General features: G+C 68.3%; 13 protein-coding genes and 1 tRNA gene. 10 read left to right on the top strand and 4 right to left on the bottom strand.

The features are described from left to right. Positions 1–65: 65 nt before the first annotated feature. From H521_RS0107795 to H521_RS0107805, 3 genes are all read left to right on the top strand, one after another. Positions 66–1,373 carry an ATP-dependent DNA helicase gene (locus tag H521_RS0107795; protein WP_022892467.1) on the top strand — a complete coding sequence of 436 codons (1,308 nt, stop codon included), beginning with the start codon at positions 66–68 and terminating at the stop codon, positions 1,371–1,373. 78 nt (positions 1,374–1,451) lie between these two features. Further along, on the top strand, positions 1,452–2,756 hold the full coding sequence (locus tag H521_RS22155) for a serine hydrolase domain-containing protein (RefSeq protein ID WP_051159206.1): 1,305 nt from the start codon (positions 1,452–1,454) through the stop codon (positions 2,754–2,756). Between the two features lie 137 nt (positions 2,757–2,893). Beyond that, the gene (locus H521_RS0107805; RefSeq protein WP_245560952.1) at positions 2,894–3,691 is read left to right on the top strand and encodes a class II glutamine amidotransferase; all 798 of its coding nucleotides are present in this window, start codon (positions 2,894–2,896) and stop codon (positions 3,689–3,691) included. 49 nt (positions 3,692–3,740) lie between these two features. On the opposite strand, the gene H521_RS0107810 is transcribed toward H521_RS0107805, so the two are convergent. Continuing rightward, positions 3,741–4,025, bottom strand: coding sequence for a (Fe-S)-cluster assembly protein (locus H521_RS0107810; RefSeq protein ID WP_022892470.1), 285 nt, complete (start codon positions 4,023–4,025; stop codon positions 3,741–3,743). Between the two features lie 238 nt (positions 4,026–4,263). On the opposite strand from H521_RS0107810, the gene H521_RS22160 reads away from it, so the two are divergent. Then, complete coding sequence (locus tag H521_RS22160; protein WP_022892471.1) at positions 4,264–5,079, top strand: DUF2306 domain-containing protein; 816 nt, start codon at positions 4,264–4,266, stop codon at positions 5,077–5,079. Here the strand turns inward: H521_RS22160 and H521_RS0107820 are convergent. Continuing rightward, on the bottom strand, positions 5,060–5,764 hold the full coding sequence (locus tag H521_RS0107820) for an SOS response-associated peptidase (protein ID WP_022892472.1): 705 nt from the start codon (positions 5,762–5,764) through the stop codon (positions 5,060–5,062). The genes H521_RS22160 and H521_RS0107820 overlap by 20 nt on opposite strands. 150 nt (positions 5,765–5,914) lie before the next feature. Between H521_RS0107820 and H521_RS22165 the strand changes: the two genes are divergently transcribed. From H521_RS22165 to H521_RS0107840, 4 genes are all read left to right on the top strand, one after another. Then, positions 5,915–7,507, top strand: a complete 1,593-nt coding sequence (locus H521_RS22165) for a response regulator transcription factor (protein ID WP_022892473.1) — start codon at positions 5,915–5,917, stop codon at positions 7,505–7,507. Further along, positions 7,504–8,106, top strand: a complete 603-nt coding sequence (locus tag H521_RS22170) for a hypothetical protein (RefSeq protein WP_022892474.1) — start codon at positions 7,504–7,506, stop codon at positions 8,104–8,106. The genes H521_RS22165 and H521_RS22170 overlap by 4 nt, the downstream gene beginning before the upstream one ends. Before the next feature lie 282 nt (positions 8,107–8,388). Continuing rightward, entirely contained in the window at positions 8,389–11,124 is a 2,736-nt protein-coding gene (locus tag H521_RS0107835) for a LuxR C-terminal-related transcriptional regulator (protein ID WP_169513973.1), read from the top strand. A gap of 330 nt (positions 11,125–11,454) precedes the next feature. After that, positions 11,455–17,976, top strand: coding sequence for a hypothetical protein (locus tag H521_RS0107840; protein ID WP_022892476.1), 6,522 nt, complete (start codon positions 11,455–11,457; stop codon positions 17,974–17,976). 88 nt (positions 17,977–18,064) lie between these two features. Here H521_RS0107840 and H521_RS0107845 read toward each other — a convergent pair whose 3' ends face one another. Further along, a complete protein-coding gene (locus H521_RS0107845) occupies positions 18,065–18,310 on the bottom strand; it encodes an RNA-binding S4 domain-containing protein (RefSeq protein ID WP_022892477.1) in 246 nt (81 codons plus the stop codon). A 245-nt stretch (positions 18,311–18,555) separates the two neighbouring features. Between H521_RS0107845 and H521_RS24950 the strand changes: the two genes are divergently transcribed. Continuing rightward, positions 18,556–20,808 carry a DUF2339 domain-containing protein gene (locus H521_RS24950; protein WP_156891303.1) on the top strand — a complete coding sequence of 751 codons (2,253 nt, stop codon included), beginning with the start codon at positions 18,556–18,558 and terminating at the stop codon, positions 20,806–20,808. Between the two features lie 85 nt (positions 20,809–20,893). Here H521_RS24950 and H521_RS0107865 read toward each other — a convergent pair. Next, a tRNA-Gly gene (locus H521_RS0107865) sits at positions 20,894–20,967 on the bottom strand. Positions 20,968–21,302: 335 nt separating this feature from the next. Here H521_RS0107865 and H521_RS22180 point away from each other — a divergent pair. Then, on the top strand, positions 21,303–24,632 hold the full coding sequence (locus H521_RS22180) for a 3-keto-alpha-glucoside-1,2-lyase-like domain-containing protein (RefSeq protein ID WP_084512071.1): 3,330 nt from the start codon (positions 21,303–21,305) through the stop codon (positions 24,630–24,632). Positions 24,633–24,641 lie beyond the last annotated feature (9 nt).

Raw genomic sequence — 24,641 nt, forward strand, 5'->3', positions numbered from 1 at the left:
GATTACAGTGGGAGCGCCAGCGGTGAACCGGCCGTGGCATCCGCTCGCCGAACCGAAAGCTCCCAGTGCAGAACGTGACCCTCAGCCGTGAACAGGCCGCGGTGTTCCAGGCTATCGAGGGCACCCGTGAGCACGTGTTCGTGACCGGGCGAGCCGGCACCGGCAAGTCGACGCTGCTGAACCACCTGAACTGGAACACGCAGAAGCAGATCGTGATCTGCGCGCCCACGGGCGTGGCTGCGCTGAACGTCGGCGGCCAGACGATCCACTCGCTGTTCCGGCTGCCGATCGGGGTCATCGCCGACCACGTCATCGACCAGAACGACACGGTCCGCAAGATCCTGAACGCCATGGACACCCTCGTGCTCGACGAGGTCTCGATGGTCAACGCCGACCTCATGGACGCCATGGACCGCTCGCTGCGGCAGGCGCGGCAGCGCCCGCTCGAGCCGTTCGGCGGCGCGCAGGTTGTGCTCTTCGGCGACCCGTACCAACTCGCGCCGGTGCCGGGCGATGCCGACGAGCGGGCGTACTTCGCCGACACCTACGACTCGATGTGGTTCTTCGACGCCAAGGTGTGGCGCGAGACCGACCTGCGCATCTTCGAGCTCGGCGAGATCCACCGCCAGCACGACGACGACTTCAAGCAGATGCTGAACGCCGTGCGTCACGGCCGGGTCACCGCCGAGATCGCCGGCGTGCTCAACAGCGTCGGCGCACGGCGCCCGTTGCCCGAGCAGGGTGCGATCACCCTCGCGACGCGCAACGACACGGTCAACCGCATCAACCGCACGCAGCTGCACCGCCTGGCGGGGCAGTCGCAGGGCAACGAGGCCGAGGTCACCGGCGATTTCGGTGGCAGGGCCTTTCCAGCCGACGAGAACCTCGAGCTGAAGGTCGGCGCGCAGGTGATGTTCCTGCGCAACGACACGGCGATCGGGCCAGAGGGTCAGCGCTGGGTGAACGGCACGATCGGCACCGTCACATCACTCGACCGCGCCGTGCGCGTCGACATCGATGGCGAAGAGCACGAGGTCGAGCAGGTCACGTGGGAGAAGTACAAGTACACCTGGGACCCGGTGCGCAAGAAGCTCGAGAAGCAGATCGTGGCCGAGTTCACGCAGTTCCCGCTGAAACTGGCTTGGGCGGTTACCATCCACAAATCGCAGGGCGCGAGCTACGACAGTGCCATCGTCGACCTCGGCCAGCGGGTCTTCAGCCCCGGCCAGACGTACGTGGCCCTCAGCCGGCTCACCTCGCTCGAGGGGCTCTACCTCGCCCGGCCGTTGCGGCCCAGCGACATCATCGTCGATCGCAACGTCGAGCGCTTCATGATGGGCGCGAATCGGGAGATCGCCTCGCCCGAGCGCTGAGGCGCGCGGCCCGTCCGCTCGGGCTTCTCGGCGAGGGCCGATAGACTTCCTCTCGGACACACGGCTGAGGGGAGCTTGGTGGCTGGCCAGCAACGGGTCAATCGGCGGCGGGGCGTTCTCGCCGTCGTGATCGTCGGCGCGCTCGCACTCGCGGGGTGCACCGGCGGTGCCGTCGACCCGCTGGCCGATCTCGACCCCGTCAGTACCGTGCTCGACGAACAGCTCGCCGGCGAACTGCAGGCGGTGCTCGACGAAGCCGTCGCCCTCAGCGGCTCGAGCGGCGGGGTCGCCGGGGCGTGGTCACCGTGGTCGGGGGAGTGGACCGGCGCGACGGGCAGCGTCGATTTCGGCGAGAAGCCGGCACCGGTCGCGGTCGACACGCAGTTCCACCTGAGCACCCTCACCACCGAGATCACGTGCACCGTGCTGCTGCGCCTCGTGGACGAGGGCCAGGTCTGGCTCGACGACGAGGTCGCCGAGATCGTCGACTGGGTACCCGGCCTCGACGGCATCACGCTCGGCCAGCTCTGCCAGCACACCTCGGGCATCGCCGACTACTTCCCCGGGCTGCGCAGCCACTTCGTCGCGAACCCCGAGCGCATCTGGCCGCCGAACGAGCTGCTGTCGAGCGGGCTCGCCCTGCCGCGCACCGGCCCTCCGGGGGAGCAGTGGGCGCACTCGCGCACCGGGGTGCTGCTGCTCGCGATGGCGCTCGAGCGTCGCACCGGCCGGTCGTGGAGCCAGCTCGCCGACCAGTACGTCTTCGCCCCGCTCGGCCTCGACCACACCTCGCTTCCCTCGCCGACCGACACCGAGCTCGAATCGGGCCTCGGCGCCTACTCGGCCGCCATCGCTCCCGACGGCGCAGTCGACTGCGCCGTGCTGCGCGACGACAGCTCGCAGTCGAGTTCGATGGGCGGGGCGGCGGCGGGCGCCGTCTCGGATCTCGACGACGCGCGACGCCTCAGTGCAGCGTTCGCGACCGGCGCCCTGCTCGACGAGAGCACGGCGCGCAAGCAGTGGAACGCGATTCCGCTGGGCGGCGATGCACCCGCTTGGCAGGGTTGGGGGCTCGGCGGCGCCCAGTACGGCCCGATGCGGGGGCTGGCAGGAGAGTCCGCCGGCGCGCTCACCGCCGCCTTCACGGACCCGAAGAGCGGTCTCACGGTCGTCGTCGCCCTGAACAACTCGACCTCGGGCGCCGACTTCGCTCGCGAGGCGGCCTTCGCGCTCGCATCGATCGCCTCGAAGGCGCCGGCGGTGGCGGGGCATGAGCAGCCGCTGGTCGAGCTGCCGTGGTCGATCGAGCAGGCGACCACGAAGATGCGCGAGCTGGCGAAATGCCCGAAGGCCGAACCGGCCGCGGAGCCGGCGGCAGGCTGACGCAACAGCCCGCGTGAAGGTGAGGAATCGTCGAACAGCGGTAGCATGGCTGCATTCTCACATCGACGTGCAGCAAGGAGTTGAGGCGAATGTGCCGCTGGCTCGCTTACTCTGGAGAACCACTCCAGCCCTCACTCGTGATCCTCGACGCGCAGCACTCGCTGGTCGCCCAGTCGCTCGACTCGCCGCTCGGCGCTGAAACCGTCAACGGCGACGGGTTCGGCGTCGGCTGGTATCCCGCCGACTCGACGGCCGGGAGCCACCCATCGCTGTTCCACAGCGTCGAACCGGCGTGGAACGATGAGAACCTGCGTGAGCTCACGGACGCTATCGAGAGTCCGCTCTTCTTCAGCCACGTGCGCGCGGCCGCGGGGCCGCCGATTCAGCGCACGAACTGCCACCCGTTCCGCCATCACAACTGGCTCTTCATGCACAACGGCGTGATCCATGGCTTCCGCACGATCAAACGCGAACTGACCTTCGCGATCGACCCGTCGCTCTACCCTGACGTTCAGGGAACGACCGACTCCGAGGTCCTCTTCCACCTCGCCCTGACGTTCGGTCTGCGAGACGATCCCATCGCGGGCATGACCGCGGCCGTTCGCTTCGTCGAGCAGACCGGTCGGGAGCACGGCATCGAGTACCCGATGCAGGGCACGGTCGCCATCGCCGACGGCGCGACGATCTGGGCGTTCCGGTACTCGTCGAGGGGCGAGTCGCGCTCGCTGTTCCACTCCATCGACATCCCGACACTGCAGGAGATGTATCCCGACCTGCCACGCTTGCGCCTGTTCGGGCAGAAGGCACGTGTCGTCGTCTCCGAGCCCCTCAACGACCTGCCGGGTGCGTTCGTCGAAGTGCCGGAGTCCACCGTCGCGACCCTCGATGCCGACGGCTACCGGTATGAGCCGTTCATGGAAGGCGTGCACGCCTGAGGGGCCCGGCCAGCGGGCTCGATGCGGTCGCCGGCCGGGTCGCTGGCTCTCAGCCCTGCGGCGCGATGGCGAAGCGGGCGGTGCCGTCGTCGCCGATCTCGGCGTCGAGCACCTTGTCGTCGAGCGCGAGCACCGCGTTCGTGCCCAGGTAGACCCGTGCACCGTCGTTCTCGACGATCGCATCGAGCTCTTCGGGCGCCTGCACGACACGCACGGCGAACTCGGTCGACGCCGGATCCTCGCTGTTGATGCGCAGGCCGCCATCGGTCGTGCCGATGCTCTGCTCGACGATGGCCTTGACGACCGTGGTCGCCGATTCGGTGAGTGTGAGCATGCTGCTCCCCTTCCTGTCGGTCGGTGAGTCAGCCACGATTCCGAGAGCGAGCGGATGCCGCAAGGGATGCGTGCCGACTCTGCGGAGACTCCCAAGAACGGGGTTCCGAACGGCTCTCAGCCGATCAGCGCGTCCAGGTACCGAGGCCGGAGGTGCTGGCGCTGTGGGGGTGCGCCCCCACCCGGGTCAGGGGGAGTGCCGGATGTCGGCCGGTCGGCGGCCTCGCCAAGCTGGGCGCATGACCACTGAGCGCACCACCACCGAGCGCACCACCACCGAACGCGCCACCCGCACGACCGCCGCACGCGCGCCCGGCTCGCGTCGCCGCACCCTCGTCACCCGGGTCGGCTGGACCTGGGTGCTGCTCTCGTCGCTCGCGATCACCGTCTACGCCGTCGTGCCGTATCTCACCGCCTCGCTCGCCGAGCTCTCCGACGCGGGCGTCGGGCTCTCATCGAACTACGATGGCCGCCCGGCGTTCGTGCAGTGGGCCTTCTACGTGCACATCGTCGCCGGCGGCCTCGCCCTCGTCGCGGGGCCGCTGCAGTTCTGGCGCGGCCTTCGCACGCGTCATCCGCGGGTGCATCGCTGGATCGGCCGCAGCTCGCTGCTCGCTATCGCGGTCGCCGGCACGGCCGGCCTCGTCATGGCGCCGTTCAACAGCGCCGGGCTCGCCGGCTTCTTCGGGTTCGGTGCGCTCGCCGTGCTCTGGCTCGTCACCGGCTGGCGCGGGTACCGCGCGATCAGGGCGGGGGATGTCGCGAGCCACCGCGCCTGGATGATGCGCAGCTTCGCGCTGACCTACGCGGCGGTCACCCTCAGGCTGTGGGTGGGCGTGCTGCTCGGCGTGCAGGCGCTGCCCGGCGGCGAGTTCGACTTCGGTGCGGCATTCGACAATGCCTACCTCGCGGTGCCGTTCCTCTGCTGGGTGCCGAACCTCGTCGTCGCCGAGTGGCTGATCCGCCGTCGCGGCCTGCCGTCGTATGCCCTGCCGTCGTCTGCGCTGCCGACGGTCGAATCAGCCGACCCGGCCCTCACTCCAGCGGTTCGATGAGCGTCGGGTCGCCGGGGTCGACGGCTCGTGAGTTGTTGACCCTGCGGTCGACCTCGTAGTTCGAGATGGTCGCGGCGACCCGTTCGGACTCGGCGGTGAGCAGCGCCACCATCTCGCCCTTGCCGTCGTCATCGAGCTTGACCGGAGCGAGGTACTCCTGCCAGGCGTCGCGCCCGAGGAAGACGGGCATGCGGTCGTGCACCTCGCCCGAGGCATCCCTCGCCTCCCGCGTGATGATGGAGGTCGAGACCTCCCACTCGTCGCCGACCTTGCGCGCGGTGTAGATGCCGGCGGCGGCGAGCAGCGGTGCATCGCCGTGCAGGAAGAAGGCCTGCTTGCTGCCGGGCTCACCCGTCCACTCGTAGTACCCGCGCATCGGCACGAGGCACCGCGACGACGCGAACGCGCCCTTCCACAGTCCGTTGGTGGCGACCGTCTCGATGCGGGTGTTGAACTGCGGGCGCTTGGCCTCTTTCATGAACGAGGGGTGGAAGTTCCACACCGCGGGATCGATCGAGCGAACGACCTCGCCGGTCTGGCTGTTGCGCCGCTCGCGCACGATCGGCACGACCTCGGTCGGGGCGATCGAGTACTGCGGGCTCCAGTCACGGTAGTCGTTTCCCTGCGCAACGAACTCCTGGATCAGTTCGTCGATCTTGGCGTCGTTCGCGAATCGTCCGCACATGCTGCCAGTCTGCACCCGACCACCGGCATTCCGGCAGGGCGAGGGCGAGCACGCGCTGCGCGGGAGCACGCCGAACGCTGGTTAGGCTTGGGGGAACAGCGTTGATCCGGCGGGGTGGCCGGCGATGACTGCGTGCGGTCGGGGAGGGCCATGAGTTCGAGTGCTGGCGGTTCGGCACCGCAACTGACGAGCGCCGTCGACACGCTCACCCGCGCCATCGATGAGCTCGACTTCGACGCAGCGAACGAGGCGGTTCGCGGCGCGTGGTTCGAGTTGCTCCACGTGCACGGTGCCGCGTCGCGCGCAGCACTCGAGCGTGTTCCGCTGCGACAGCTCGCCGCCCATCCGTTGCTCGCGATGCTGCTCGGCATCTGTTACAACGGCGTGGACCATCGGCGCGCGAAGGCGGTGCAGTACTTCACCCTCGCCTCGGCGGCCATGCGCACCCGCGGCGACCGAACGAGCTCGGCCGACCGCGTGCTGATTCTCGCGAGCGAGAGTGCCGCGCTCCGGCTCATCGGGCGAACCGCAGCCGCCGCCGGGCCGGCCAGAGCGGCACTGCGTGAGCTGGAGGCGATGCCGGCCGCCGACCGCGCCGAGACGTTCAGCTACCTTCCGCGGCTGTACGGCCAGCTCGGCACCAGCCTCTACTCCTCGGGCGACGTCGAGGAGGCCATGGACGCCTTCGTGATCGGCCTCGCCGAGACCTCCGATGCCGGCGACGGGGCGGGCTTCACGAACGTCTCGATGCTCGCCGGCATCCATGCCTTCGATGGCGACCTGCCCGAGGCCGACCGCGATCTCGTGATCGCGCGCTCGGCCCCGTGGACCGACCTGCAGCGTTCCATGTACCCCGGAACGTTCTATCGCCTCGCCGAGGCCGTGCTCGCGCTCGAACGGTTCGACGTCGCCGTTGCCGAAACCCATCTGGCTGCGATGATGCACGATCGGCGAACGATCGAGCATTGGACGGCGATCGCACGAGTCGAAGCCCTGACGACGCTCGCCGCGGGTCACCCGGCCGAGGCGCTCGCCCGGCTCGAGGCGTTCGCGAACTCGCGCGGCGGCGAAGGGCGCTCGGGTGCAGCACGGAGCGCGCTCGCGTCGGTGCGATCACTGCTGCACCTCGCCTCGGGCAAGCCGGATGCCGCGCAGAACGTCGTGCACCGCGATGCGCCTTCGACTCCGCAGACGAACGTCGACCGGGCGCGAATCGAGCTGGCGCTCGCCCGACCCGGAGCTGCGCTGCGCGAGCTTCGCGCCGTCGCCGGCGTGCCGCAGTCGACACGCACGGCCGCCGAGGCCGCGGCGCTCGAGGCGGCGGTCTTCCTTCGCCTGGCCGACCCGCAGCGTGCCCGGTCGGCGATCGAGCACGTGTGCGCCGCACTCGACGTCAGTGCGCTGAGGATGCCGCTGGGGTTGCTCCAGCCTCGAGATCTCGAGCGCGTTCGCGAAGTCGCGGCAGGTCTCGGCCGAGACGACATCTTCACGGATGTCCCGGTGCGCTCGCTCCTCGTCGACATCTCGACCGGTTCGGTGCTGACCCCGCGCGAGCTCGCGGTGCTCCGGGCCCTCATGAACACCGCTTCCGTCGCGGAGATCGCGGCGGAGGCGGTCGTCTCGGTCAACACCGTCAAGTCGCAACTGCAGAGCATCTACCGCAAGCTCGGCGCTCGCAATCGCGAAGAGGCGATCGCGATCGCCCTCGACCGACACCTGCTCGCGGCCGAGGAACGAACGTGACGCCGACGACCCCTGCGACGGCGCCCGCGCCGCCTCGACGCCGGTCGGCCGGGTCGTTCACGACCCGGGTGCTGCTCACCTGCGCCGCATTCGCGGCCGTGCAGGTGCTCGTGCTGATCGGCATCGCCCCGTTCACCGCGACGCTCGCCGCCGCACTACCGCCCGGCTATGCGCTCGTCGCAGGACTGCACAGCCTGCTGCCCTTCGCCGCTCGTCACTACCTCGGGGTCACCGGCACCGCGACGCTCACCGCGACGATCGCCGGCTTCCTCGCGAGTCCGTTCTCGCCGATCGGCCTGCTGCTGATGGTGCCGCTCGCCGTCGGCGGCGCGGCGTACGATCTCGCGCTCGCCCTCCTTGCGCGGAGGGACGGCTCGGCCGTGCGCCCGCTCGCGCGCAACGTCGTAGCCGGGGCGGTGGCGGGCGTCGCCCTGTTCGCCGTCTCGCTGCCGGTGTTCTCGGCCGAGCACCTGATCTGGCCGATGCTCGCCGCGACGCTCGCCGCACGGATGGCGGGCGAGATCGGGGCATCCGTGCTCGCCGCTCGCATGGTCGGGCGGCTCAGGCGCGCCGGAGTGCGATCGTCGCCCTCGCGGTGATCGTCGAGGGTGAAACCGAGGGTGAAACCCGCGGACGGTGCCGGGTCGCGCCGACAGGATGGACCAGCGATGGACCACCAGCGGACCATCTTCGCGCGGCGCTCAGGAGAGCCGCCCGCGCGATGCGTACATGATGGGGAAACACACGACTCCGGCGGGGATGCAGATGCGCGGGACAGGCACGAGTGGGGGACCACGAGCGTCGAAGAGCAACGCACGATGAACGAGAATTCAGTGTGGGCCGATGCCCATCTTCCTCCCCTTTCGAGAAAGACGAGCGACGTGTCGTTGGATGCGACTGCTGACGCCGACGGCCGGCGACTCCCGCACAATGCGGGCCTGCCTCGTGGCTCCAACCGCTCGGTGATTCGCGGGCCGTTGATGGAACGACTCGATCATCTCGCTGCCATCTCGGTCATCCAGGCACCCCCCGGCTACGGGAAGAGCACTCTCGCGTCGATGTGGGCGCGCCACCGTGCAGCGGCGGGCGATGCCGTTGCGTGGATCGTCGCGACCCCGGAGCTGAACATCCCCGGCGCCTTCGCCCAGGCGGTGCTCGATCGACTCGCGCCGACCGAGCACCTGCCGTCGCCTTCGGCGAGCTTTCGCGCCATCGATGCGCTGATCGAGGCGAACGCCATCGAACGCCTCGTCATCGTCGTCGACAACGCCGGGCAGGTAACCGACGACGCACTCGTGGCGGAGCTCGTCGACCTCGTCGACCGCTCGCCCGTCGTGCACCTGGCGCTCGCGTCTCGAGTGAAGCATCCGCTCGCGGCGGTCGCCGCCCGCCGGCATCTCGACCTCACTTCGGTGACCGCCGACGACCTCGCGCTGAGCGGTGCAGAACTCGGGTTCCTCGCCGATGCCTGGCACAGCTCGCTCGGAGCATCCGACCTGCAGCAGATCCTGACGCTGTGCGGGGGCTGGCCCGAGCTCTGCGTTCGCATCCTGGCGGAATCCGCGGCCGGTGCACTTCGCACCACGAGCGCGGAATCGTACTTGCGCGAGGTGGTGCTGCCGAACCTCGCAGCCGGTGGCCTGCTCGAGGTGTCGCTGTCGCTGTCGCTGGCGGCGGTCGTCGAGCCGTGGCACTTCACCGCCCTGCATCGCCGGCCGACGCTCCATCCGCGCGACCTCCGGTCGACCATGACGCCCCCCGCGGCCCGATCGAGCGACCGGCTGCGGCTCGAGGGGTACCTGACGGTGCTGCCGGGCTCGAACGCGAGCTGGGCGTTCGCCATGCTGCTTCGTCACGTGCTCTTCGACGTCATGACCCACCATCGCCGCGACGACGCAGCCGCGGTGCAACGAATCTTCGCCGAGACGGGCTACGAACAGGGCGGCAACCTCTCGCGCGTGCTCGAGCACGCTCGCGCCGGCAAGCACTGGGGCCTGCTCTCACTGCTCTGGTCGAAGCACGCGATGACGATCGTCGCCCGGCACCTGCGGGCCGCGCGGTTCGCGTACTCCGACCCGCCCAGAACGTCGACCGGGACCGAACCAGTGCTCGCGCTCGCGGCTGCCGTGGTGCGGATTGCGAGCAGCGGGCGTGAACGCGCAAGCCAGGTCGAGCGGGTGTACACCGAGGTCGGTCCGGCGCTGCAGGCGCGCGACCACCGCAACGCCGGGGTCGACACGTACCTCACCGCGAGAACCGCGGTGATGGCCGACCAGCGGCTGCGCGGGCAGCTCACTCAGGCCGCGCGCACCGGCGAGGAGATCGCCGCGGAACTGGAACGTCGCGGCCGGGCCGGTGAACGAGCCGATCCTTCGCGCATCGCCGCCTTCTACCACCACTGGGCCGTCACCTCGATTCTCGGATCCGGCCTCGCCGAGGGCATCGCCCACAGCATTCGAGCGTACGAAACCGCCGACGTGCCCGACGGCGAACTCATCGCCGCGCTCGCCGCCGGTCACCTGGCCGTGCTGCACACGTTCGTCGGGAGTCCGGCGGAGGCCGAGCGCTGGCTCGAGCTGTCGCGTGCCACCCGGGTGGCGGGGCATCCGTTCGAGCGCCTCGCAAGCTACCCCGTCGCCATCGTGGACGCCTACCTCGCAACCATGCGGCTCGAGCCCGAGCCGGCCCGCCGGCTGCTCGATGACCCGAACGCCCTGTCGATCGAGATGTGGCCGTTCGCCGCGCTCGCGATCACGGCGTACTCGCAGCTCTTCGAGGAGCCGCAGGTGTCGCTCGCGCGACTCGAGCACCTTCGCTTCGTGCGACAACGCGACCTCGTCGACGATCACACGGCCACCCGCGTGCTCGACCGCTGCACTGTCGACACGCTCATGGCGATGGGCGAGGTCAATCGCGCCGAGCGCATGATGCTCGACATCGCGGCGCAGTACTCCGTCGACCGGCCAGGAGCCGCTGCGCACCAGACCAGCCCGGCCGACCTCGCCTGGCTGCGCGTGTCGTATGCGCAGCTGTTCCTCATCACCGGCGACCACGCCAGAGCGCAACGGCTCGCGACGGCGGCGCTGTGGGCCCCCGATGTCGTGGTGCGCGACCGTACCGACGTCTTGATGATCAAGGCGGCGGCCTCGTGGCGGCTGGGGGAGCGCGAGAAGGCGATCGATGCGTTCCGGCAGTCGGTCGTGCTCTCCGAGCAGATCGGCTCGGTGCATGCGTTCCTCATCGTCGCCGAGGGCGATCTTCGCGCGCTCGCCGCGGACATCGAGTTCTCTCTGCCCCGAGCGGTCGAAGAGCACCTCGCCGCTCGCGGCGGGATCTTCCCCCTCGAGGCATCCTTCATCGCGCTCTCGCCGCGCGAGCTCGACGTGCTGCAGCGAATGCAGGATCACCGCACGGTCGCCGAGATCGGGCGCTCGCTGCACCTCTCGGTGAACACCGTCAAGAAGCACCTCGCCGCGATCAACGCCAAGCTCGGCGTGCACGATCGGCGCGCGGCGCTCGCCCAGGCGAAGCGGCTCGGGCTGCTCGATTCGGTCGACGACGATGCCGCCGGTGCCGCCACGCGGCGAGCGGATGCATCGGGGGCCGCGAGCCGCTGATGGTGCCGCCTCCATCGGGAGGCGACGCCCGGCCTTGGCATCGGTTGCCGGGCGCTTCGTCGCGCCCAGACGCGCCGACTCCCGAGCCGGGTCAGGCCGGACCAGGCGCGGACCATTCGTGGACCATTCCTCACGGCCGGCCGTGGTCGCTTCGATTCGTTCCAATACAAATAGAGCAGTGTCGCTGCGCAGGCGTCCGGTGGGGGCTGCCTGCGTTCAGCGAGTAACAAGGGGGATGTTCAGGTGAACCGGCTCAATGGAACGGTATCGGGCGAGCGCGTCAGCGCGAATCGTCGGCGTGTGCACGATCGTCGAGCGGCACGAGTAGGGATGCATCGAGCACTCTCTGCGATCGTCGCCGTAGCGACGATCGCGGCTGGCGTCTTCATCAGCGCTCCGGCTGCGACCGCCGCCCCCGCATCGGTGCACGAGATCACCGCCAACTGGGCCGGCGACCCGGCGCCCACCGAGGCGCCGTTCGGCCAGCCCGTGACCGCGGAGTGGCACGTCAACACCAACGACGTCGACGACCCGTACTCCAACGAGCTGGTCGACAACGTGCGGGCCACCCTGACCGTTGGCGACGGCGCTTTCACCAGCATCCCTGCAGTCTGCAAGACCACGGATGTGACCCCCATCTCCGAGATCTCGGCCGACGGCACGAGTCTGCTGTGCAACCTCGGCACCGTGAAGGAGGGCACCGCCACCGTCATCCAGACGCCGGTGCGCGCGACCTCGACCGAGGGCGGCGATCTGACGGCGGTCGGCACCGCCACCTCGGACTCGGCGATCGCCGAGGCCGGCCCCGCCGACCCCGGGCCCCTTCCGATCACCTATGCACACGGCATGGACCTCTCACTCGCCCAAGCTCCCGGAAACACCTCGCAGGGCGCTGTGAAGGCCAGCCGTCTCGGCGGCAACCGCCCGACGCTCCAGATGAACTACTCGCTCATCCTGGAAGCAGGCAGCCGCCCAGGGCCCGCGACGTACTCGTTCCCCGTCAGCATCAGCGCCAACATCGCCGGGGCGACCAACGGGCTCGCCTGGGAGCGTTGTCTGCCGATCAGCGACAAGTCGATGTCGACAGGCCAGCCGTTCTCCGACCCCGCGCAGGAAGACCGCACCAACTTCCCCACATGCGGCGTGAGCGGGACCGGCACGAACTACACCGTTTCGCTCTCGAACCTCGACTACACGCTTGTCAACGCTCCGGTCAATGACAGCTTCGGACAGCCGCTCCCCGGGAACGGGGTCTATATCGCTTCGGGAACCGTGGAATTCAGCATCCCGGCCGCCGTCACCGCGATCACCACATACACGTTCAGCGCCGCGCCTGGCGCCTTCGTGTTCGACGATGGCGTCTCGGAGGCCGACGGAAACGCGGCCAACAACGTCTCGAGCGGAACGCTCACCCCGCCCGGGAGTTTCAGCAACCACTGGATCGGCACACCGGCAGCGTCGCGGAGCGCCTGGGACGCGAACCTCTGGGTCAGCCCCGGCACCAGTCAGAACGTCCCGCTGCCGCAACCCGGCATTGAAACCGAGGACGACTGGGTCGACGCAGTCGCTGACGGCACCGCACAGGCCCAGACTCCGCTCTACCACCAGGCCAACATCCTGACCTGGAACGGGTACCAGGGTCCCGGCGGTGCGCAAATGGCGGGCGTCTGCACCCTGAACCAGAATCCGGCGTTCGTTCCGACGTCATTCGACGGTGGCGGCTGGAATGGCGGCGGCCTCGAGGGGTATGAGAACTACGAGACGGCGCGGTTCTTCTACACGACGCAGGCGATCGACACGAAGACGGAGACCTGCGGACAGCCGGCACCGAGCGCGAAGTGGGTCGAGATCGTCCCGACGGCCGGTGAGTCACTCACGGATCCCCGTATCGCCAGTTCCATCCTGATGAACCTGCCTGCCGGAGTGACCGGGGTGAAGATGACCTGGAATCCCGCAGTCGACCGGTCCGCCCACACCTTCATCCGCGCGTTCGGCCACATCGACCCGGCAGCGCCGACCTCCGGTGAAGGCTGGACCACCGGTGCGTTCAACGCTCCGTACAACGTCGCAACGACGTTCCCGGGCTACCCGACACTGAACAACTGGGTCAACATCAGCACCGGTCCCGGCGGCACGATCATTCCCGGCAGCACGTACGGCCCGAACACGAACGGCGCGCGAGACGCCTACCGCCTCCAAGGTGCTCAGGGGCTCATCGAGAAGGTGGTGTCCGACACCACCGCTCAACCGGGAGTGCCGGTCACCTACACGCTCCGCGCACAGGCGCAGAATCTCGTGACGAGCCCGCCGCCGGCGAACTTCACCGTCGTCGACACCCTTCCGGTCGGCATGGTCTTCGTGCCCGGTTCGGCCGACCCCGCTCCCACGAGCGTCAGCCCCGATGGCCGCACCCTCACGTGGAACTATCCGAGCGTCACGCCGAACGTGTTCCAGACGATCCGCTACCAGGGGCAACGACCGGCCGACAGTGTCATCGCTCCGGGCACCCGCCTGACCAACACCGCGGTGATCAACGTGGTCGGCGACAACCGTCCGGCGAACACGCCCGGCCGCACTGCGAACGCGACGGTCGTCGTGCCGAGCGCCTCCGCCACGATCTTCGGCAAGTCCGCTGAGGCGAACGTGCTCTCGTTCGAGGGCGACAACTCCGCCTGGGTGCTGACGCTCAACTCGCAGGACCCGGTCGTGAACGAGTTCACCGACACGATCGACATCCTTCCGGCCGTCGGCGATGGCCGCGGCACCGACATCGACGGCAGCTACACGGTCACCGGCGTCGACGCACCGGCCGGCTCGACGGTGTACTACACCTCCGCGCCGCTGGCCTCGTTGAGCAGCGACCCGCGTGAGGCGTCGAACGGCGGCACCCCGGGGTCGGTCTCCGGCAACACCGTCGGCTGGTCCACGACGGCCATCCCGAACCCGACCGCCATCCGTGTGATCGCGGGCGAGCTCGCTCCGGGCGCGACCCAGACGATCCGCATCGAGTTCTCGACGCCCGCCGGCAGCAGCTGCGAGGCCCCGGCCGACGGCGACAACAAGCCCGGTCAGATCCTGGTCAACTCCGCCGGCTCCTACGCGGGTCACACGGCGCTGCCCATGCTCTCGTCGGCAGTCACCGAGATCGGCAGCTGCTACGCCGCAAACCTGAAGAAGTACGTGCAGGACGCCGACGGCAACTGGCTCGACGCGAACACGATCGCGGAGTACCCGACGTTCAAGGTCGGCGACACGATCAAGTACCGCATCATGGTCGAGAACGTCGGCCAGGGCACCCTGACGAACCTCACGGTCTCCGATGACCTGCAGCCCGAGCTGGGCTCGTTCGTGGTCGAGTCCCTCGCCCGCGGCGAGAGCGAGACGCATGAGTTCGAGATCGTCGCGGATGCGGCGATGGGCGACACGGTCGTGAACACGGCGTGCGGCACGGCGGATCTGCCGCCGAGTCCTGAGCTGCCGGCAACGATCAACTGCGACCCCGCCGGCTTCGTCATCGACGGCGAGCCGACGCACGTGAAGTCGCTGCTCTCGGCGACGCCGATCGGCGGCGGCCAGTGGCAGCTCGTCTACGGCATCGACGTGTCGAACACCTCTGGTGCGTCGACCTCCTATTCGCTCGATGACACGCTGCACTTCACCGACCAGGCCGCGATCACCTCGGCGACGGTCACGGCGACTCCCGCCGATGTGACGCTCGCCGACCCGGCGTGGAACGGCCAGGGCGAGACGCGCATCGCGACCGACGTGCCGCTGCTCGGCAACGACGACGCCGGCTACGCCGTGCACCACTACGAGGTGACCGTGGTCGCGAACGTGCCACTGCAGCTCGACGGCGCCGGTTCCGGAGCGGATGACCCGACCCAGTGCGGCCCCGACGGTGACGACGCAGATCGCGCGTTCAACAACACGTCGACCCTGACCGACTCGGCGGGTGACACCGAAGACGATCAGGCGTGCGCGCCGATCCCCTCGATCGACATCACCAAGGGCGTCTCGTCTGGCCCGACACCGAACGGCGACGGCACCTGGACGGTGACCTATGACATCGTCGCGACCAACACCGGTTCGTTCGAGGGCGTCTACGAGGTCACCGACCGCATGACGGCCGACGGCGACCTGACCGTGGTCTCGGGTGCGGTGACCAGCGCCCCGGGCGGCGTGACCGCGTCGCCGACCTGGACCGGCCTCGGCGTCGACGGCGCTCCCGAGAACGTCATCGCCACGGGAATCACCTTGCCCGCCGGCGGCACGCACACCTACCAGGTGGAAGTGGTCATCGGCATCGACCCCGCCGCCGGTGGTGCCCCGGTCATCACCGATTGCTCGGCCGAGCCCGGCGAGAACGGCGGCCTGTCGAACTCCGCCGGTGTCGAGCACAACGACCTGAACGACTCCGCCGAGGCGTGCATCACGATCGCGTTCATCACGATCGACAAGACGATCAGTGAAGGCCCGACGCCGAACGGCGACGGCACGTACACGATCACGTACGACCTCGTCGCCGAGAACATCGGCGCCGCGGCGGGCGACTACGACCTGGCCGATCAGCTGCGCTACGGCGATGGCATCGACATCGTCTCGGCCGACGTCGTCACCACGCCCGACGGCGTGACCGCCGAAGCGGGCTGGACGGGTGAGGGCGCCGCCCTCGATGCGCCCGAGAACCTGATCGCCGATGGCATCACCCTCGATGTGGCCGGCGTGCACACCTACCAGGTGCAGGTCGTGGTCGAACTCGACGAGGCCACGGTCGACCCGAGCGACCTGGCCTGCCCGGCTCCCGGTTCGGGTGCCGACGGGGGCCTCGCGAACTCGACGTCGCTGACGCACAACGGCATCGAGGCGCTCGACGAGGTCTGCGCGTCGCTGCCGCTCATCGAGATCGACAAGTCGATCTCGGCCGGCCCCACCGGCAACGGTGACGGCACGTGGACCGTCACGTACGACCTCGTCGCCACCAACACCGGCGCTGCGGAGGGCGACTACGACCTGGCCGACCAGCTGCAGTACGGCACCGGCATCCTGATCCAGTCCGCCGCCGTGACCAGCGCACCGGCCGAGGTCACCCCGAACGCGGGGTGGACCGGTCAGGGCGCCACGCTCGAGGCGGCCGAGAACGAGATCGCCGCCGATGTCACCCTGCCGGCGGGCACGACGCACACGTATCGGGTGCAGGTCGTCGTCGCTCTCGACGCCGCGACCGTGACCCCCGGCTCCCTCGAGTGCCCGGCTCCGGGTTCGGGCGAGAACGGCGGCCTGGCGAACACGACCGAACTCAGCCACAACGGTGAGAGCCAGGCCGACGACGTGTGCGCCTCGCTGCCGCTCATCGAGATCACGAAGTCCATCTCGGGCGCGGTGACTCCGGTCGACGGCCAGCCCGGCCAGTACGACGTGGCCTACGAGCTGACCGTCACCAACAGTGGCCCGGGCGCCGGATCGTACGACCTGGATGATGAGCTGCAGCCGGGCGCGGGCATCGAGGTCGTCGGTATCCAGTCGGCGACGACGGATGCCGCGGACCCGGTCGGTCTCAACGCGGGCTACGACGGCCTCGGCGACATCCGTCTCGTGACCGGGCAGCCGATCGCCGGTGCCGATGGCGCCCCCGTGGTGCACACCTACACCGTGACCGTTCGCTACTCGGCGGACTTCGCCGACATCGAGATCCCCGCCGGTGACCAGTGCACCGACGAGTCCGGCCCGGTGAACGGCGCGCTCAACAACGTCGCGACGGTCGGTTGGAACGGCATCGACGACGCCGATGACGAGTGCATCCGCCCCGGCAAGCCGACGCTCGACAAGGCGCTCGTCTCGGCGACGCCGATCGGTGGCGGCCAGTGGACGGTCGTGTACGACCTGACGGTGGGCAACGTCGGGGACGAGTCGACGACGTACGACCTCGATGACGAGTTCCTCTTCGCCCCGGTCGTGACCGTCGACACGGTCGAAGTGACCGGTCCCGACGGGGTCGATCTCGAGGCCGACTTCGACGGCGACGCGAACCAGCGCATCGCGACCGGCGTCGCCATCGCCGGGCTCGACGACGAAGGATACGCGGCGCACGTCTACCGCGTCACCGTCACCGTCGACGTGCCGTTGACCTTCGACGAGCCGGCTGAAGACGGCACCGGCGCGCCCGGCTGCACGGTTCCCTCGGGTGAGAACACGCTCGAGCAGGGGCTGAACAACGCCGCCACGCTGACCGACGAAGTGGGCAACGAGCAGACCGATACCGACTGCGCTGCGCTGCCCTCGTTCGACATCGCCAAGCAGGTGATCGGCACGCCGACTGTCAGTGGCGACCGGGTCACGACCAGCTACGAGATCGTGGTCACCAACACGGGCGCCGCCTCGGGTGCGTACGTGCTGCGCGACCAGCTGCGGTACGGCTCGGGCCTCACGGTGCAGTCGGTCTCGGCGACGAACACCGCCCCCGGCGGGGTTCCCGTGCTGGCCGGCTACACGGGCCAGGGCGCCGAGCTGACGGATGCCGCCAACCAGGTGACCGACGCGACCGAGCTGGCCGCGGGTGGTTCGCACACCTTCCAGGTCGTCGTCACCGCGACGATCACGGACGCGGCAACGCCCGCGAGTGCGACCTGTGCCGAGGGCTCGGATGCCGGTGGCGTACGCAACGTCGCGGCGGTCGACCACAACGGGCTGAGCGGCGATGCCACGGCATGCGCGCCGTTCGACATCCCGCTGAAGCCGGTTGACCTCGCCAGCACGGGTGTGACGGTCATGGCCTCGGTTGCTGGCGGCGTGCTGCTGCTGCTCTTCGGCGGAGTGCTCCTGCTCTCGCGGCGCCGCCGCATGATCGCCGAGTAGTTCTGCTCCAAAGACCGAACGGCCCGCCGGCCCCCAGCCGGCGGGCCGTTCTGCGTTGGCTCTCGAGACGATCAGACGCGGAGTCGCCCTACGGTGCGGCCGGCTCCTCGCGCCGCACGCGCACCGTGCGCCCCTGGCAGGTGACGAGGTCGCCCTCGTGCAGCTGGCGCCCCCGCCGGCGCTCCACCTCGCCGTTGACGCTGACGAATCCATCGACGATCAGCTCTTTTGCGTCGCCGCCCGAGTCGAGGAGGCCGGCGAACTTGAGGAACTGGCCGAGGCGGATGCCGTCGCCGCCGATCGGAACGTCATCGATCGGATGGGTGCTCGCCATGGCTGAATGCTAGCGCCCTCGTCGAGGGCGAAGGTGCGGTGAGGCTCTTTGGGCCCATCGAGGTAGGGATGGAACTCCGTGAGTTTGGACCTCGAACACCGCGAGGCTCGCATGGTGCGGCCCGAGTCTCGTTCGAGGCGAACCGGCTGAGCCTCGAACTGGGAGTGGTCATCCCCGTCCCGTGGCTCCTACGCTTGGCGGCAGGAACGAGCCCACGGTGAAGTCGGCTCGTGGGTGGGAGTTCCATGCCGCAGCCACGCACCGCTGTCGTCATTGTCCATGGGATCGGTGAGCAACGACCGCTAGAGACGCTTCGTGGGTTCGTGGGTGGTGGGCCGAAAGATGGCGAACCGCAGAACGGTCTCTTGATCTCCGACGAGGGAGAACGCCCGTTCATCAACGCCGACGTCCTGACCGGGCTGACGTACTCCCGTCGCATCTCGTACGACGGCGCGCACAAGCTCAACCCGTTGCTCAACGTCGATGACGTCGAGCGCAGATCGTACTCACGAATCACCCATTTCTATGAGTACTACTGGGCGTACCGCTTCAGGTCGACCGTGTGGCGGCATCTGTTGCCGGTCGTTTTCCGGCTTCTTCGGTCGGACCGCGCCGGGCTCGCCGATGGTGCGGTCAAAGGCGGAATCAGGCCGGTCGAGAACATCTGGCGAGCGGCCGCATTGCTGTGCTGCGTGGCCGTGTCTGCCCTTGTTGTCTTCACCGTGACGGCGACACTTCAACGACCTCAAGTGCCCTGGCCATGGCTTCTCCTCACCTTTCTTGCAGCTTCCGCGGCAATTCTCTTCGCCGAACGAGCCGGGGTGCTCAGCACCGCAAGAGTGGCAATCGCGATCCCTCTCGTCAGCATCGCCGGCGCATTCTGCGGGTACCTCATAGACGGGCTCAACACGTCTGATCTCTGGCAGCCCGTCTCCGGGCAATTCGGATGGATCAGCCTGTTCGCATTGGTCTGGCTCATTCTCAGCGGCGCCGCCCTTTGGGTGTATGCGCGCCGTCGGAACTGGGGGATCGTGCTCATCGGAATCGGAGTGGTCGGCTTGGCTGTCGTCGTCTACAAATTGCCGGCGCCGGCCGTCGACTTCCTCCAAAGCGCGCAGGCGGTCCTTGCGGTCATCGTCGCGTTGTTGCCCGCTCTCGCCGGCGGCTTCGCTTTGCGTTCGTTCGGTGACGCCGCGCGCTACCTCTCAAACTCTCCTGACGACCTGAACGAGCGCGAAGAGATCCGTGCGGGCCTGGTGGACATGATCCACCGCCTGCACATCGAACGCGACCCCGTGACAGGGCGCTTCCTCTACGACCGCATCGTCATCGTCGGCCACAGTCTTGGCGGGGTCATCGCCTACGACGCTATAGGCGCCGCATGGGCTCGGGCCAACAGCACGATCTACCTTCCCGACCGGGATGCGACTGAAGAGATCTACCCGATAGAGGGCATCTTGAAGGCCCTCGAGCAGGCGAACCTGCCGGTAGCGCCACATACGCGACGGCCGACGACAGCCGAAACCCGCGACGACGCGCGGGCCACCCTTACGAGCCCGGAGAGTTGGCGGAGATCCCAGCGTCGACTGCAAGCAGCCCTTCGAACGGAAGTGCGATGGGCCGCTGACCGCCTCTGGAGGCCGCCGAGCCGCTGGATCGTCTCCGATTTCATCAGTCTGGGCTCACCCCTCGCGCACGCGGACATCCTCTTCGCCGACGGCGCGGACGACCTTAAACAGCTCTGCAAAGACCGGCTTCTCGCGACATGCCCGCCGGCACCGCAGCAGACGAGTCCCGCGCGCGAGGAGCATCCGTTCAGGTTTCGGTCCTGGCGGGGCCAGCATTACTGCACCAAGCTGCATCACGCCGCAGTGTTCGCGGCGACGACGTGGACGAACATTTACTTCACACACGACCTGGTCGGCGGGCCGTTGCGTGACCGACTCGGCCAAGGTATTGACGACTGGCCGTTGAGTGGGCGCAGCCCTGGCCTCGGGTCATTCCTGTTCTCGTTCCCGCATACCAGCTACTGGAAAGCCGGCAAACGACGCAGAAACCGGAGCGGCACCAAAACCTCCGTCGCGAAGTTGCGCGACATCATCCTCCGCGAATACCCGACGATCATCGCTTCTGGCTCTATCAGCTCGGTGAAGAGCTTCCGCAAAGCGTTGATGAAGTACGACTTGGTCGGAGAGGCGCCGCAACCGATGCACCCCCAAGTCGAATTGCGGGTACTGCGAATCTCCACGAAAGAACCTGTCCGCGCCTGGACGTGGATCGGAACCGACCCCTGGTATCCAGCCGCGACTGCGGCCCGGCTCGTCCGGCTGGCTCACGAATGCGGGCTCGAGGTCGTGATCTCAGACGGCTCACCGCCAACGCCTCTCCAGCCCGAGACGGCGGAAAGTGCCGCTGAGCCCTCTGACGAGGCTGGCGAGCTCCGCGAGCGAACCCGCGAAAGGCCCACGCCGGACATGGCTGAACCTGACGAGGAGTGATATATCGAACACCCGGTGTCGGGTCAGTTCCTCGAGTACTCGCCGAGGGCCGCGAAGAGTCGCAGGTCGAGTGGGAAATGACAAGTGGAGCGGATGACGGGAATCGAACCCGCGCTATCAGCTTGGGAAGCTGAAGTTCTACCATTGAACTACATCCGCGCGCGGCATCCGTCTCGCAGATGCACGTCACCATGCTAGCAAGACGTGCCGTGCTGTTGCCGCCCACGTCGTGAGCGCGAGTCGGGCACTCTTCCACCAGCCTCTTCAGGCGCATGACCGTCGAGTCGAGCGCCATCGCGAGCTTCTCGATGTCGGCGAGCCGCTCGCCGCGATCGCGTGGCGGTCTCCGGGATCAAATGCCGCTGCGACCCTTTGACGAGGAACAAGCAAAACTTGTAGACGGCGCGGTAAAAGCTGTCTAGACTCTGGACGTTTGTTGTTGGCGCAGCGAATTAACGCTTCGTTGACGTGAGACGACGACCGAAGGAGCAACGATGCCCATCACCGCAAGTCCGCCGCCGACGCAGCCACTGCCCGTTCTTCGCCATGGCATGAGGGCCTTGGCTCTCGGCGCCTTCATCGGTGCGCTCACCTTCGCCGGCACCGGCGCGCAGGCGTTCGCCGACCTGCCCGAGCAGGAAGCCGGGGTAACGCTCCGCACCTTCAACGTGCCGCCCGGGCTGACCAACGTCTGCACGCTGAAGTCCGGCACGACCCCTAACGTCGACAAGCTGATGTCGACCATCCAGTACACGACCGACGCCGACTTCGGTGCGAGCGACAACTTCATCTCGCACGTCATCGCGAACCTGAAGGCTCCGAGTGACGGAACCTACACTCTGCGACTCACGAGCGATGACGGGTCGAAGCTGCATCTCGACGAACAGCTCCTGATCGACCACGACGGACTCCACGGCTCGACCGCCAAGGAGAGCGCCGTGACGCTGACAGCGGGCGACCACCCGCTGTTCATCGAGTTCTTCGAAGCCGGCTACGGCCAGGAGCTCAAGCTCGAATGGAAGACCCCCGGCTCCACGAGCTTCGAGGTGGTGCCGAACAGCGCCCTGAGCACCGACGCGAACGTCGTGCGAGTGACCGCACCCGGCACGAAGTACTGCGAGGGTGCCGAGGACACCGCGGGCGACGGCCTCCGGCTCGACGCGGTGAACCCGAACTACGAGCTCACCGACCTGCGCCCCGATGGGTTCCAGCCCAAGGTCACCGGGCTCGACTTCATCGACGACCGCTTGGTCGTGATCACCGCGGGATCCGTCAGCTCCGGCGGCTGGGTGCCGAACCCGACACCGGGCGAGGTCTTCCTGCTCGACAACGTGACCGGTGACACGACCCGCGAGGCCGTCGAAGCCGAGAAGGTCGCGACCGGCCTCAAGAACCCGATGGGCGTCGACGTCATCGACGACAAGATCTACGTGTCGGAACGGCACCAGCTGACCGAGCTGAGTGATCCTGACGGCGACGGGTTCTACGACGTGCACACGAAGGTTGCCGCGTGGCCCGATGGCGGGAACTTCCACGAGTTCGCATTCGGCCTCGTTCACGATGAAGAGAACTTCTACGTGAACCTGTCGGTCGCGATCGACAACGGTGGCGCCACCACGAACCCGCAGCCCGCGGCCAACCGTGGCACGTCCATCAAGATCAACCGCGCGACCGGCGAGGTCGGCTACGTCGCGGGCGGCCTTCGCACCCCGAACGGCGTCGCCTTCGGACCCGACGGCGAGCTGTTCGCGATGGACAACCAGGGTGGTTGGCTGCCGAGTTCGAAGCTCGTCCACATCGAGCAGGATCGCTTCTTCAACCACTTCACGAACCCGGCTGGGCCGTTCGACGCCAAGCCGGTCACGCAGCCGGTGCTGTGGATTCCGCAGAACGAGATCGGGAACTCCCCGAGCACACCCACGCTGCTCGAGCAGGGTCCCTTCGCAGGTCAGATGCTGTTCGGCGACGTGACCTACGGCGGCCTGCAGCGGGCGTTCATCGAGAACGTCGACGGTGAGTACCAGGGTGCCGTGTTCCGGCACACCGCTGGACTCGAAGCGGGCGTCAACCGGGTGATCGTCGGGCCCGACGGCGCACTCTACGTCGGCGGCATCGGCGAGGGTGGCAACTGGGGCGAGAGCGGCAAGCTCGGGTACGGCCTGCAGAAGCTGGCACCCGTCAGCGATGCCACCTTCGACATGAAGTCGGTGAGCGTCGTCGAGGGCGGGTTCACGATCGAGTACACCGCTCCGATCTCCGAGGCCACCGCGGCCGCGATCACCGAGGCGTACCGCGTCGAGCAGTGGCGATACCTGCCGACCTCCACATACGGCGGTCCGAAGATCGACGAGGAATCACTCGTCGTCACGGGCGCCGAGGTCTCGGCGGATCGAACGAGCGTCACGCTCGCGATCGAGGGCCTCAAGCCCGGACGCGTCGTGCACCTGCGCTCACCTCGGCCGTTCGCGTCCGAGGCCGGCCAGGAACTGTGGAACACCGAGGCCTGGTACACGCTCAACTCCCTCCCGGGGTACGTGGCCCCGGCCGACCGCGGCTGGTACGAGACGGAAGAGGCCTCGCTCCTCGGCGGAGCCAACCCGTCGACCGAGCACAGCGGCTACTCGGGTGCCGGATACGCGCAGGGCTTCCAGAACGTCGGTGCTGCGGTCACGTTCACCGCGACGGTCGGAGCCGACGGCACCTACCCGGTCAACCTGCGCTACGCGAACGGCATCCACCCGTACCCCGAGCTGAGGTCGAAGAACATCTCGGTCTACGTCAACGGGGCGAAGGTCGACCAATGGCTGCTCCCGACGACTGGAGATTGGAAGACGTGGAAGACCGCGACGCGTGACCTCGGCCTCGTCGCGGGTGCCAACACGATCACCCTCAAGTACGACCAGGGCGACGACGGGAACATGAACTTCGATGTCCTGTCGGTCGGCGAGTCCGCCGACATCTGCGCCCCGGCCGACATCGAAGCGGGCTACACGGGCCTCTTCGACGGCACCCTCGCGAGCTTCGACAACTGGCGCATGGCGGGACCCGGGTCGTTCGGTCGACTCGACGACTGCAGTGTGCGCTCCAGTGGGGGCCTCGGCCTGCTCTGGTACCAGCAGCAGGAGTTCGGGGCATACAGCCTCAAGCTCGACTGGAAGCTCGTCGAAGACCACAACGGTGGCGTGTTCGTCGGGTTCCCGAATCCCGGCAACGACCCGTGGGTCGCGGTCAACCAGGGGTACGAGATCCAGATCGATGCGAGTGATGCGGCCGACCGCACGACCGGGGCGATCTACACCTTCAAGGGTGCGGACCCCGCGGCAGTGGCCGAGGCGCTCAACCCCGTCGGAGAGTGGAACGGGTACGAGATCGTCGTCGAGGGTCAGTCCATCAAGGTCTTCCTCAACGGCACTCTCGTGAACGACTTCACGAGCACCGAACCGGCTCGAGACCTCGCACAGGGCTTCATCGGCGTGCAGAACCACGGCGCCGGCGAATCGGTCTACTACCGCAACATCCGCCTGAAGGACCTCTCTGCCCCAGCGGAGCTTGCGGTCAGCGCGACCACCGAGGTGCGCTGCGCAGCCGGCAAGGCGTACCTCGCGGTGCGGGCGACGAATGACGACACCGTGCCGATGGACATCACGCTGTCGACGGCCTTCGGCCAGAAGACGGTGACGGCGGTGAAGCCCGGCGCATCGGCGTTCCACGCCTTCACCACGCGGAAGACCTCGGTCGATGCGGGCGAATCGACGGTCGCGGCGAGCGGCGACGGCAGAAGCGGGGAGGCGAGTTCGGCCTACGCGGCCAAGAGCTGCGGCTGATCCCTCGAC

This window comes from Agromyces subbeticus DSM 16689 (assembly GCF_000421565.1).
Lineage (GTDB): Bacteria > Actinomycetota > Actinomycetes > Actinomycetales > Microbacteriaceae > Agromyces > Agromyces subbeticus.

Coding starts and splice junctions, on each gene's coding strand:
- H521_RS0107840 (WP_022892476.1), top strand. CDS start 11,455: ATGCATCGAGCACTCTCTGCGATCGTCGCCGTAGCGACGATCGCGGCT.
- H521_RS22160 (WP_022892471.1), top strand. CDS start 4,264: ATGACCACTGAGCGCACCACCACCGAGCGCACCACCACCGAACGCGCC.
- H521_RS22180 (WP_084512071.1), top strand. CDS start 21,303: ATGCCCATCACCGCAAGTCCGCCGCCGACGCAGCCACTGCCCGTTCTT.
- H521_RS24950 (WP_156891303.1), top strand. CDS start 18,556: ATGCCGCAGCCACGCACCGCTGTCGTCATTGTCCATGGGATCGGTGAG.
- H521_RS22165 (WP_022892473.1), top strand. CDS start 5,915: ATGAGTTCGAGTGCTGGCGGTTCGGCACCGCAACTGACGAGCGCCGTC.
- H521_RS0107810 (WP_022892470.1), bottom strand. CDS start 4,025: ATGCTCACACTCACCGAATCGGCGACCACGGTCGTCAAGGCCATCGTC.
- H521_RS0107820 (WP_022892472.1), bottom strand. CDS start 5,764: ATGTGCGGACGATTCGCGAACGACGCCAAGATCGACGAACTGATCCAG.
- H521_RS0107845 (WP_022892477.1), bottom strand. CDS start 18,310: ATGGCGAGCACCCATCCGATCGATGACGTTCCGATCGGCGGCGACGGC.